Here is an 11,890-nt window from a genome sequence, read left to right on the forward strand (position 1 = left end):
CCTGTCGCGCCAGCGAGGGGACGGGGCCGTGCACGGGCACTGCCTTTGAATCTAGTTTCGATTCGCGGCGGCGCAAACCATGCCTTGTGACGGGCGCGGGCGCGATGCTCATTTGACGACAACGCGCCCTGCGTCAGTGCCTTCTGAAAAGCGGGAAGGGCTGCTGCCATGCGCCTTCCACGCCGGGGTTGCCACTCTAGCGAGGGGCCCGCTCGAATGTTTACGAGATGCCGATGCGCTACCCTTGCAGGCTGAACGCAGGTTCAGGGCGCCGCTGGCGTCTTCGCTTCACAAGGAGAAACCGTCCCCGATGTCCAACTCTTCCAAGCCAAGGAGCACGCTCAACCCTCCGGTCTTCTACAGCAGCGCACTGCTCATCGTCTTGCTGGTGTTCTACGCAGTGGCGTTCCAGGACCAGGCCCAGGCCCAGTTCGACGGCATCCAGCGATGGATCGTCGGCAACGCCAGCTGGTTCTACATCCTGGCGGTGGCGCTGGTGCTCATCAGCGTCGTGTTCCTGGCCGTCAGCCGCTACGGCGACATCAAGCTGGGCCCCGACCACAGCGAGCCCGAATACCGCAACGGCAGCTGGTTCGCCATGCTGTTCTCCGCCGGCATGGGCATCGGCCTGATGTTCTTCGGCGTCGCCGAGCCGGTGATGCATTTCACCACGCCGCCGGTGGGCGAGCCGGGTACGGTGACCGCGGCGCGCGAGGCGATGAAGATCACCTTCTTCCACTGGGGCCTGCACGCCTGGGCGATCTACGCCATCGTCGGGCTGATCCTGGCCTACTTCAGCTTCCGCAAGGGCCTGCCGCTGACGCTGCGCTCGGCGCTCTACCCGCTGATCGGCGAACGCATCTACGGCCCCATCGGCCATGCCGTGGACGTCTTCGCCATCCTCGGCACCGTGTTCGGCGTGGCCACCTCCCTGGGCTACGGCGTGCTGCAGATCAACAGCGGTTTCCACCACGTGTTCGGCCTGCCGGTGAACGCCACCGTGCAGGTCATCCTGATCGCCGCCACCTGCGGCCTGGCGACCCTCTCGGTGGCCAGCGGCCTGGACCGCGGCATCCGCATCCTCTCCGAGCTGAACCTGGGCCTGGCGGTGGTGCTGCTGCTGTTCGTGCTGCTGCTGGGCCCCACGGTCTTCCTGCTGCAGGCCTACGTGCAGAACACCGGCGCCTACCTCTCGGAGATCGTCAACAAGACCTTCAACCTCTACGCCTACCAGCCCACCGACTGGATCGGCGGCTGGACCTTGCTGTACTGGGGCTGGTGGCTGTCCTGGTCGCCCTTCGTCGGGCTGTTCATCGCGCGCATCTCGCGCGGGCGGACCATCCGCCAGTTCGTCTGCGGCGTGCTGTTCGTGCCGGCCGGCTTCACCCTGCTGTGGATGACGGTGTTCGGCGACTCGGCGCTGCACATGATCCTCAACGAGGGGGTGACCGACCTGGCGACCGTGGTCGGCCAGGACAGCTCCCTGGCGCTGTTCGCCTTCCTCGAGCACTTCCCCCTGTCCAGCGTGGTGTCGCTGGTGGCGGTGCTGATGGTGGTGGTGTTCTTCGTCACCTCGGCCGACTCCGGCGCATTGGTGGTGGACATGCTGGCCTCGTCCGGGCACGACCACTCGCCGCTGTGGCAGCGCATCTTCTGGTCGGTGAGCATCGGCGTGGTGGCGGTGGCGCTGCTGCTGGCCAACGGCCTGAAGGCGCTGCAGACGGCGACCATCGCCAGCGCGCTGCCGTTCTCCATCATCCTCCTGGCCTCGATCTGGGGCCTGTTCAAGGCGCTGCACCTGGACGCCACCCGCCGCGACCTGCGCTACCAGGCGCTGCCCTCGCCGCGCCATGCGCCCCACGCGCAGGGCGGCTGGCAGCGGCGCCTGCGCAGCATCGCCATGCGTCCGCGCCGGGCCCACGTGGCGCGCTTCATCGCCGAGGTGGTGCGCCCGGCCTGCGAGCAGGTGGCCGACGAGCTGCGCAAGCAGGGCTACGAGGTGGCGGTGGAGGAGCGCGACGACGGCCGCGTGAGCCTGGCGCTGGACCATGCCGGCGAAGGCCGCTTCCTCTACGAGGTGCGCCCGCGGGCCTTCGCCTCGCCCAGCTTCGTGGTGCAGGACAGCGACGAGGGCAACGACGCCCGCAAGTACTTCCGCGCCGAGGTGCACCTGCGCGAGGGCGGCCAGGACTACGACATCATGGGCTGGAGCCGCGAGGACGTGATCGGCGACATCCTCGACCAGTACGAACGCCACCTGCACTACCTGCACATGGTGCGCTGAAGCGCCCGCTGCGAGTGGCCCACGGGCCGCTCGCGCGGTGCCCCGCCGCGCTCAGTGCAGGTCCAGGCGGCGCGCCAGCTTGCGCAGGTTGCTCGGGTCCATCTTCAGCGCGCGGGCGGCGGCCGCCCACTTGCCGCCGTGGCGCTGCAGCGCGCGTTGCAGCAGGCGGCGCTGGTAGTCGTCCACTGCCTCCTGCAGGGAGTGGGCGTCCTCGGTCGAAGGGGCGGGTATCTCGACGGCATCGTCGGCCGCCGGCAGCTCCAGGCCGAGCCCTGCCGCGTCGATGCTCAGCAGCTCGCGCCGCGAGGCCGCCTGGCTCAGGGTCTTCAGCGCTGCGCGGCTGATGAGGTGTTCCAGCTCGCGCACGTTCCCCGGCCAGGCATAGTCCAGCAGGGCCTGCTCGGCATCGGGCGTCAGGCGCAGGCAGCGCAGGCCCAGGCGGGTGCGGTTGAGTTCGAGGAAGTGCCCGGCCAGCACCAGCACGTCCTGGCCGCGCTCGCGCAGCGGCGGGATGTGCACCGGGTACACCGACAGCCGGTGGTAGAGGTCGGCGCGGAAGCGCCCGCCGCGCACCTCGTCGGCCAGGTGGCGGTTGGTGGCGGCGATGATGCGCACGTCGACGTGCTTGGGCCGGTCGGCCCCCAGGCGTTGGATCTCGCCGCCCTGCAGGGCGCGCAGCAGCTTGGCCTGGATCGACAGCGGCAGCTCGCCGATCTCGTCGAGGAACAGCGTGCCGCCGTTGGCCGCCTCGAAGCGCCCCTGGCGGTCCTGGGCGGCGCCGGAGAAGGCGCCGCGCACGTGGCCGAACAGCTCGCTTTCGGCGAGGGTTTCCGGCAGCGCCGCGCAGTTCACGTAGACCAGCGGCTTGCGCGAACGCGGCGAGCTGGCGTGCAGGGCGCGGGCGAACAATTCCTTGCCGACGCCGGTCTCGCCCTGCAGCAGCACCGGCAACTCGGAGTCGGCGACTATCTTCAGCTCGTCCAGCAACTGGTGCAGCACCGGGCTCTCGCCGAGGATGCCGGCGCCGGGCTCCAGGGCCGGCTCGGCCAGGGCGCTGCGGGTCAGGCGCAGGCGGCGCACTTCGCTTTCCAGGCGGCCGACGCGCACGGCGGCCTCGATCAGCGGTGCGTAGTGCTCCAGGCGTCGGACCAGCACCGGCGAGAAGCTGCCGGGGCGCAGGGCGTCCAGGGTCAGCGCGCCCCAGGCGCGGCCCTCCAGGTAGAGGCTCATGCCCATGCAGTCGTGCACCGGCAGCGGCTTGTCGGGGCTGTCCTGGAGCAGGCCGTCGTAGGGATCGGGCAGCTCGCTGTCGGCGCTGAACTGCAGCGGCTCGCGCTGCGCGAGGATGTGCGCCAGGCGCGGGTGGCTGGCCACGGCGAAGCGCCGGCCGAGCACTTCGCGGTCCAGGCCCACGGCGGCCTGGGGCTGGAGGCTGTCGCCATCGAGCTGCAGCAGCACCACGGCGCTGCAGGCGAACTCGTCGCGCAGCGCCACCACCAGCCGTTGCAGGCGTTCGGCGGTGGGCAGGTCGTCGGCCAGGTCCGCCAGGAGTCTGTCCAGCAATGAGGTGTTTTTTACCTTTGCGAGGTCATTTGAACCCCTTCCGGGTGCGGTCATTTCGACTCGTGAATTTCGCAAGTTATTGATCCTGGGAGGTTTATGGGATGGCACAGCGCTTGCGACAGCGCAAGCAGTGCCTGACCAAGGAGCCATCCCATGCACGTCCCGCTCAGCAACATCCCAGGCCGTCGTGCCTACGTCAAATCCGCCAGCCCCATTCGCCCGGTCACCGGGGAGGAGCGCCATCATGGGTGAATACCGCAAGTTGTGGTGGGCGCTGATCGCCGTGCTCGGCGTGACCTTCTGCATACTCGGCTGGTTCGGCCGCGAGGTCTACCGGCAGGCGCCGCCGATCCCCGCGCAGGTGCGCAGCGAGACCGGCGAAACCCTGTTCACCGGCACCGACATCCTCGACGGCCAGACCGCCTGGCAGAGCGTGGGCGGGATGCAGCTCGGCTCCATCTGGGGCCACGGCGCCTACCAGGCCCCGGACTGGACCGCGGACTGGCTGCACCGCGAGCTGAGCGCCTGGCTCGACATCGGCGCGCACGAGCAGTACGGCAAGGCCTTCAGCGAACTGGACGGCGACCAGCAGGCCGTGCTGCTCGCCCGCCTGAAGCGCGAGTACCGCGGCAACCGTGCCGAAGATGGCGTGCTGACCCTCAGCGCACGTCGCGTCGAAGCCATCCGCCACACCGCCGACTACTACATCGCGCTGTTCGGCGACGACCCGGCGCTGCAGCACAGCCGCAAGAGCTTCGCCATGAAGGAGGGCACCCTGCCGGACCTGGCGCGGCGCCAGGAGCTGACGCACTTCTTCTTCTGGACCGCCTGGGCCGCGGCCACCGAGCGCCCGGGCTCGGCCGCCACCTACACCAACAACTGGCCCCACGAGCCGCTGATCGGCAACCAGCCGACCGCCGAGAACGTCATGTGGTCCATCGTCAGCGTGGTGCTGCTGATCGCCGGGGTGGGCTTCCTGGTGTGGGCCTGGGCCTTCCTGCGCGGGCATGAGGAGGCGGAACCGGAGCCGCCGCTGCAGGACCCGCTCAGCCTGGTGGCGCTCACCCCGTCGCAGCGGGCGCTGGGCAAGTACCTGCTGCTGGTGGTCGGGCTGTTCGGCTTCCAGGTGCTGCTGGGCGGCGCCACCGCGCACTACACGGTGGAAGGGCAGGACTTCTACGGCATCCCGCTGTCGCAGTGGTTCCCCTATTCGCTGCTGCGCACCTGGCATATCCAGAGCGCGCTGTTCTGGATCGCCACCGGCTTCCTCGCCGCGGGGCTGTTCCTGGCGCCGATCATCAACGGCGGCAAGGACCCGAAACACCAGAAGCTCGGCGTCGACGTGCTGTTCTGGGCACTGGTCGTGGTGGTGGTCGGCTCGTTCATCGGCAACTACCTGGCCATCGCCCAGCTGATGCCGCCGGAGTGGAACTTCTGGCTGGGCCACCAGGGCTACGAATACGTCGACCTGGGGCGCCTGTGGCAGATCGGCAAGTTCCTCGGCATCGCCTTCTGGCTGCTGCTGATGCTGCGCGGCATCCTGCCGGCCTTCGGCAAGCCGGGCGACAAGAACCTGCTGGCGCTGCTGTCGGCCTCGGTGATCGCCATCGGCCTGTTCTACGGTGCCGGCCTGGCCTACGGCGAGCGCACCAACCTGTCGGTGATGGAGTACTGGCGCTGGTGGGTGGTGCACCTGTGGGTGGAGGGCTTCTTCGAAGTCTTCGCCACCACCGCGCTGGCCTTCATCTTCTCCAATATGGGCCTGGTCTCCGGCCGCGCCGCCAGCACCGCCAGCCTGGCCTCGGCCTCGCTGTTCATGCTCGGCGGCGTGCCCGGCACCTTCCACCATCTGTACTTCGCCGGCACCACCACGCCGGTGATGGCGGTGGGCGCCACCTTCAGCGCCCTGGAAGTGGTGCCGCTGGTGGTGCTGGGCTACGAGGCCTGGGAGAACTGGCGCCTGAAGAACCGTGCCGCCTGGATGCAGCGGGTGAAATGGCCGCTGGCCTGCTTTGTCGCCGTGGCCTTCTGGAACATGCTCGGCGCCGGGGTGTTCGGCTTCATGATCAACCCGCCAGTCGCGCTCTATTACATCCAGGGCCTGAACACCACGCCGACCCACGCCCACGCCGCGCTGTTCGGCGTCTACGGCTTCCTCGCCCTGGGCTTCACCCTGCTGGTGCTGCGCTACATCCGCCCGCAGCTGCACTTCAACGAACGGCTGATGAAAACCGCCTTCTGCTGCCTCAACGGCGGCCTGGTGCTGATGCTCGCCACCAGCCTGCTGCCCATCGGCATCATCCAGTTCCACGCCAGCGCCAGCGTCGGCCTCTGGTACGCCCGCAGCGAGGAATTCATGCAGCAACCGCTGCTGCAGACCCTGCGCTGGGTGCGCACCTTCGGCGACCTGGTGTTCATCGTCGGGGCCCTGTCGATGGCCTGGCAGGTGGTGACCGGCGTGCTTTCCCCGAGCGGCAAGCCCGTGAAAGTCTTCGCGGAAGGAGGTGTGCAGGAGCAGGTCTGACGATTCGATAGGAACAAGCGTTGGTAACGCACGCGGCCCGCCAGGGAGGTGGGGCGCGTGCGTTTTTGCATGTGTCCGTCGGCCTCAGAAACTCTGCGACATCTCTCCCTGTGCTGGGCGGGCGTTGATGTTGGCCACCGGTGCTTGCCGGTGGTTATGGCGTGCTGGGTTGAGTCTGCTCCCTCTCCCCAGCCCTCTCCCTGAAGGGAGAGGGGGCTAATTCGTGCCGAGAGAGGATTTAATATCAGCCGGCAATTCTGGAGCTGCCGGCTAACGCCAGAACATCAAACCCTGCCCAACGGTCCCCTCTCCCTTCAGGGAGAGGGTTAGGGAGAGGGGCTCTTGTTCGCGAGCAAGCTCGCTCCTACAGCTCGCCGGCAAGATCGTAGGGCGGATAACCGTTCGCGGTTATCCGCCGCCTGACCTTGCCCGAATCCCCCTCGGAGATGAACTGGATGACGCCAATGCATCATGCGCCACGAAAAAAAGGGCCCACCTCACGGAACAACGAGGTGGGCCCCGAAAAGTGCCAGATAGGCACAAGGGAGGGATCCGTCCTTGGATCGGGGTAAATCAGGCCCGCAGGCGGCACTCGCGGCGCGGGTCGAACAGGCGGTCGCAGTGCTGGCCGGTGGCGGCGCTCATCCGTTCGGCGGCCTCGGGGTCGTCGGCGAAGGGCAGCAGCGCCGCCTGTTGCAGGTCGTGGCGGCTGGCGCGGCGCAGGTGCAGGCAGGGGGCGACGGCCACGACCAGCAGCGTGGCCAGGGCGAGCAGCAGTTGCATGGCGGGGTTCCTCAGGCGGCGCTGGCGATGGGCATGCGGTCGATGCGCTGGCCGGCGCGCACGGTCAGCCAGGTGTTGCCGGCCATCAGGAACATGCCGCTGGCGAACAGGGCGCCGCCGAACAGCCGCACCATGTAGCCGGGGTGGCTGGCCTGCAGGGCTTCGACGAAGGAGTAGGTGAGGGTGCCGTCGGCGTTCACCGCGCGCCACATCAGGCCCTGGGTGATGCCGTTGACCCACATCGAGGCGATGTAGAGCACGGTGCCGATGGTGGCCAGCCAGAAGTGCGCGTTGATCAGCCCGACGCTGTACATCCGCTCGCGGCCGTAGAGCTTCGGGATCATGTGGTACAGCGCGCCGATGGAGATCATCGCCACCCAGCCGAGGGCGCCGGCATGCACGTGGCCGATGGTCCAGTCGGTGTAGTGGGACAGCGAGTTCACCGTCTTGATGGCCATCATCGGGCCTTCGAAGGTGGACATCCCATAGAACGCCAGGGACACCACCAGGAAGCGCAGGATGGGGTCGGTGCGCAGCTTATGCCAGGCGCCGGAGAGGGTCATCATGCCGTTGATCATGCCGCCCCAGCTCGGGGCCAGGAGGATCAGCGACATCACCATGCCCAGGGACTGCGCCCAGTCCGGCAGGGCGGTGTAGTGCAGGTGGTGCGGGCCGGCCCAGATGTACAGGGTGATGATCGCCCAGAAGTGCACGATGGACAGGCGGTAGGAGTAGATCGGCCGCTCGGCCTGGCGCGGCACGTAGTAGTACATCATGCCGAGGAAGCCCACCGAGAGGATGAAGCCGACCACGCTGTGGCCGTACCACCACTGGATCATCGCGTCGGTGGCGCCGGAGTAGATCGGGTAGGACTTCAGCAGGCTGACCGGGCGCGCCAGGTGGTTGACCACGTGGACCATGCCGGTGACCACGATGAAGGCGCCGTAGAACCAGTTGCCCACGTAGATGTGCTGCACCGTGCGGCGGGCGATGGTGCCGAAGAACAGGTAGGCGTAGGCGATCCACACCACGGTGACCCAGAGCGCGATGGGCCACTCCATCTCGGCGTATTCCTTGGAGGTGGTGATGCCCAGCGGGTAGCTCACCAGCATCGCCAGGATGCTCGCCTGCCAGCCCCAGAACACGAAGTTGGCCAGGCTGTCGGAGACCAGGCGCACCCGGCAGGTGCGCTGCACCACGTAGAAGGAGGTGGCGAACAGCGCGCTGCCGCCGAAGGCGAAGATCACCAGGTTGGTGTGGATCGGGCGGATGCGCCCGAAGCTGGTCCAGGGCAGGCCGAGGTTGAGTTCCGGCCACACCAACTGGGCGGCGATCACCACGCCCATGCTCATGCCCAGCACGCCCCAGAACAGGGTGGTGAGGGTGAAGCGGCGGACGATCTCGTAGTTATAGGTGTCGTTCTTCTCGAGAGCTTGCACACTGGCCATCTTGGGTTCCGTCGAAATGCGCGGTGACTGGCTGCTCCCCCCACTGCACAGGGAACGTGGCAGCGGGCGCAAGACCCTGGCCGGAGTGGGGGCCAGAACCTTTGCAGGGAGCCGATACAGTCTGCGGAACGTCAAGGCATGCAACAAATTAATAATAATGAAGGCTGAATCAACTTATTTTGATATGAACGCTGCGACCGTCGCCCGCGCGACCCTTTGCCGCAGACGGGCCTGGGCAAGGAAAGCGTGGCTTGCAGGGGGCAGGTATGCTCGACGGCGCAGCGTCGATGTATTCGTTTAAATGCACTAATCGGCCATTAAATTTCATTTAAATTCAGTTAAGCCTAGGGCCTACCATTGTCCTGTCGCCGCTCTGCCTTGCGGCTTCAGGAGTACCGCCATGCCTCATCCCGCGCTGAATACCCCCCTGGTCGAACTCTTGGGTTGCCGGGTACCGATCATCTGCGCCGGCATGGGCGGCGTGGCGCGCCACGAACTGGTCGCGGCGGTGAGCAACGCCGGCGGCTTCGGCTGCCTGGGCATGGTGCGCGAGCCGGTGGCGCTGATCCGCCGCGAGGTGGCGGCCTACCGCGAGCTTAGCCACGAACCCTTCGCCGTCAACCTGATCCCCGCGGCCACTCCCGCCGAACTGCTGGAGGCGCAGGTGGCTGTCTGCCTGGAACTGCGGGTGCCGGCGGTGGCGCTGTTCTGGGACGTGCAGGCCGACGTGGTCCGCCGCTTCAAGGATGCCGGCATGCTGGTGCTGCACCAGGTGGGTAACCGCGCCGATGCCGAGGCCGCGCTGCGCGCCGGGGTGGACGTGCTGATCGCCCAGGGTGTGGAAGCCGGCGGGCACGTACGCGGCCAGGTATCCACCTTCGCCCTGGTGCCGGAACTGGTGGCCCTGGGCGAAGTGCCGGTGGTGGCCTGCGGCGGCATCGCCAGTGGCGCTGCCATCGCCGCCGCACTGGCCCTGGGCGCCCAGGGCGTGGCCTGCGGGTCGGCCTTCCTCGCCACCGACGAGTCCTACGCCCACGACTACCACAAGCGCTGCCTGGTCGAGGCCGAGGCGGAGCAGACGCTGCTGACCGAGGCCTTCTTCCGCAACTGGCCGATGCCGGCGCCGGTGCGCGTGCTGCCCAACGCCGTGACCCGCGGCGACTACGCGAACCTGCGCGCCCGCCGCGAGACGCCGGTGATCGGCGAGCAGGACGGCGGCCCCATCTACCTGTTCTCCACCGACTCGCCGTTGCGCGGCGCCTATGGCCGCCTGGAGGACATGCCGATCTACGCCGGCCAGTCCTGCGCCCAACTGCACGACATCCGCCCGGCCGCCGAGCGCCTGGCGCAGCTGGTGACGGAGGCCGATGCCTGCCTGGCGCGCCTGCAGGGCGGCGATGAAGACGCCGACCTCATCGACTGGCTGCAGGAACTGCTGAGCGCCGAGCGCGCCGGCGCCCGGGTGATGCTCGACAGCGCCCGGCAGACCGAGGACCCACAACTTCTGGAGCGCCTGCACGCGCTGCACCAGGGCGAGGCGGAAAGCTGCCGCCGCCTGCGCCGCAGCCTGCAGCGCCTGGGCGCCGAGCCCGGGCGCGAGCTGGGCGCCTTCCATGCCAAGGCCATGGCCATCGAGGCGATGGCCGAGCGCCTGCGCTTCGTTGCCCGCGGCCAGCGCTGGGTGGCGCGGCGCCTCGCCCAGCGCCTGCCGCGCATCCGCCAGGCCTGGCTGCGCGAGGAACTGCGCGCGGTCCTGCGCCTGCACCGCGACGACGCCTGAGCGCCGACGGATATCTAGAAAACAAAGGGAAACACCATGCCTTCCGAGCTCTCCACCTCCCGCTCGACCCCGGCGGCTGCCGACAGCCGTGCCCAGCGTTTCGCCCGCTCGTTGCTCGAGCAGGCCGGCCTGGGCCTCGACGGCCACCAGCCCTGGGACATGCGCCTGAACCACCCCGGCGTGCCGCAACGCGCCCTGGCCCAGGGCAACCTCGGCCTCGGCGAGGCCTACATGGACGGCGACTGGGACTGCGACCAACTCGACGAGTTCTTCGCCCGCCTGCTGCGCAGCGGGGTGGTCGACCAGGTCAGCCCGGCCTCGCTGATCTTCCACGCCCTGCAGGCGCGCCTGTGCAACCTGCAGACGGCGAACCGCGCCTGGGCGGTGGGCGAGCGCCACTACGACCTGGGCAACGACTTCTACGCCGCCATGCTCGACCCGCGCATGACCTACACCTGCGGCTACTGGAAGGACGCCGAGGACCTGGCCCAGGCCCAGGAGGCCAAGCTCGACCTGGTGTGCCGCAAGCTCGACCTGCGCCCGGGCATGCGCGTGCTGGACATCGGCTGCGGCTGGGGCAGCTTCATGGCCTTCGCCGCCGAGCGCTACGGCGTGGAGTGCGTGGGCGTGACCATTTCCCGCGAGCAGTGCGAATGGGCGCGCAAGCGCTACGCCGGGCTGCCGCTGGAGTTCCGCCTGCTGGACTATCGCGACCTCGACGAGCGCTTCGAACGCATCGTCAGCATCGGCATGTTCGAGCACGTCGGGCGCAAGAACCACCGCACCTTCATGGAGGTCGCCTCGCGCTGCCTGGACGACGACGGCCTGTTCCTGCTGCACACCATCGGCAAGAACCAGCGCCGCAGCGTGCCGGACCGCTGGATCGACAAATACATCTTCCCCAACGGCGACCTGCCCTCCATCGGCCAGATCGGCGACGCCGCCGACGGCCTGCTGGTGGTGGAAGACCTGCACAACTTCGGCGCCGACTACGACCGCACGCTGATGGCCTGGGCGCGCAACTTCGAAGCCAGCTGGCCGCGCTTCGCCGAGGAACTGGGCGAGCGCTTCTACCGCATGTGGCGCTACTACCTGCTGTCCTGCGCGGGGGCCTTCCGCGCAAGGGACATCCAGCTGTGGCAGTGGGTGCTGTCGCGGCGCGGGGTGTTGGGTGGGTATCGGCGGGTGAGCTGAGCTTCCGTCCTGTAGGAGCGAGCTTGCTCGCGAACGGGGTTTCCAGGGACTTCGGTGCCAAGACCGAGAGCGCCCTCTCCCTAACCCTCTCCCTGAAGGGAGAGGGGACCGTTTGGTGTGCTCGGGTATTTTGGCGTTAGCCGGCAACACCGAAGGTTTCCGGCTGAAACCATCACCTTTCTCGGCACGAACTAGCCCCCTATCCCTTCAGGGAGAGGGAGGGGGGAGAGGGTTGCGGACCTTCACCCAACACCACTCCCCACCGGAAAAACCACCGTCATTCCCCCAGCAGTCCCCCAACCCTGGTTTAGAAT

At 68.1% G+C, this 11,890-nt stretch carries 7 protein-coding genes; 4 read left to right on the forward strand and 3 right to left on the reverse strand.

Features of this window, described 5'->3' with window-relative positions:
• The first annotated feature begins 310 nt into the window (after nt 1-310).
• A complete protein-coding gene (locus ACTWJ5_RS15380; protein ID WP_074982438.1) occupies nt 311-2,284 on the forward strand; it encodes a BCCT family transporter in 1,974 nt (657 codons plus the stop codon).
• Between the two features lie 51 nt (nt 2,285-2,335).
• On the opposite strand, the gene norR is transcribed toward ACTWJ5_RS15380, so the two are convergent.
• Nucleotides 2,336-3,901, reverse strand: a complete 1,566-nt coding sequence (gene norR, locus ACTWJ5_RS15385) for a nitric oxide reductase transcriptional regulator NorR (RefSeq protein ID WP_444439356.1) — start codon at nt 3,899-3,901, stop codon at nt 2,336-2,338.
• A gap of 190 nt (nt 3,902-4,091) precedes the next feature.
• Between norR and ACTWJ5_RS15390 the strand changes: the two genes are divergently transcribed.
• Nucleotides 4,092-6,371 carry a nitric-oxide reductase large subunit gene (locus tag ACTWJ5_RS15390; protein ID WP_444439357.1) on the forward strand — a complete coding sequence of 760 codons (2,280 nt, stop codon included), beginning with the start codon at nt 4,092-4,094 and terminating at the stop codon, nt 6,369-6,371.
• A 573-nt stretch (nt 6,372-6,944) separates the two neighbouring features.
• On the opposite strand, the gene ACTWJ5_RS15395 is transcribed toward ACTWJ5_RS15390, so the two are convergent.
• Nucleotides 6,945-7,154 carry a hypothetical protein gene (locus ACTWJ5_RS15395; protein WP_009620237.1) on the reverse strand — a complete coding sequence of 70 codons (210 nt, stop codon included), beginning with the start codon at nt 7,152-7,154 and terminating at the stop codon, nt 6,945-6,947.
• Between the two features lie 11 nt (nt 7,155-7,165).
• Nucleotides 7,166-8,602, reverse strand: a complete 1,437-nt coding sequence (gene ccoN, locus ACTWJ5_RS15400; RefSeq protein ID WP_444439359.1) for a cytochrome-c oxidase, cbb3-type subunit I — start codon at nt 8,600-8,602, stop codon at nt 7,166-7,168.
• A gap of 400 nt (nt 8,603-9,002) precedes the next feature.
• Between ccoN and ACTWJ5_RS15405 the strand changes: the two genes are divergently transcribed.
• Together ACTWJ5_RS15405 and cfa are read left to right on the forward strand one after the other, a co-directional pair.
• A complete protein-coding gene (locus tag ACTWJ5_RS15405; RefSeq protein WP_444439361.1) occupies nt 9,003-10,382 on the forward strand; it encodes a nitronate monooxygenase in 1,380 nt (459 codons plus the stop codon).
• A gap of 36 nt (nt 10,383-10,418) precedes the next feature.
• Nucleotides 10,419-11,576, forward strand: a complete 1,158-nt coding sequence (gene cfa, locus ACTWJ5_RS15410; protein ID WP_444439363.1) for a cyclopropane fatty acyl phospholipid synthase — start codon at nt 10,419-10,421, stop codon at nt 11,574-11,576.
• Nucleotides 11,577-11,890: the final 314 nt, after the last annotated feature.

Source organism: Pseudomonas sp. A6 (assembly GCF_052367875.1).
In the GTDB taxonomy this organism is placed as follows: domain Bacteria; phylum Pseudomonadota; class Gammaproteobacteria; order Pseudomonadales; family Pseudomonadaceae; genus Pseudomonas; species Pseudomonas citronellolis.